Genomic DNA, 305 nt, shown 5'->3' with positions numbered 1-305 from the left:
GTTGGAGCACGCTCATTCGCCAACCTGTCGGCCAGGACATGGCGCCGTTGCTCGAGCGGTCGCGCCTGGGCCTGCGGTGCCACGAGCTGGCTGGCGAAGCAGTTCTCTCGTCCCGCGAAGAAGAAATCCTGCTGCTCATGGCGCAGCGGAAGAAGCCCTCGGCCATTGCCGAGCAGCTGGTCATTGCCGTTAGCACGGTGAACACGCTCAAGAAGCATATCTATCGCAAGCTGGATGTCCATTCGGCCAAAGAGCTACAAACGCGCATCGGCCAGGTTGACGAGGACTAGTTAGGATTCGTGCTT

The 305-nt window shown here is 60.0% G+C and carries 1 protein-coding gene; it reads left to right on the top strand.

What is annotated here, in order from left to right; genetic code table 11:
- Positions 1 to 290: response regulator transcription factor (locus PZH32_RS12690; protein ID WP_275208613.1), on the top strand; the 290-nt coding region annotated here is incomplete at its 5' end.
- Positions 291 to 305: the final 15 nt, after the last annotated feature.

This window comes from Adlercreutzia equolifaciens (assembly GCF_029076695.1).
Lineage (GTDB): Bacteria > Actinomycetota > Coriobacteriia > Coriobacteriales > Eggerthellaceae > Adlercreutzia > Adlercreutzia equolifaciens_A.
Note: the sequence above shows the minus strand (reverse complement) of the source record. Positions and strands in the feature narration are given on the sequence as shown.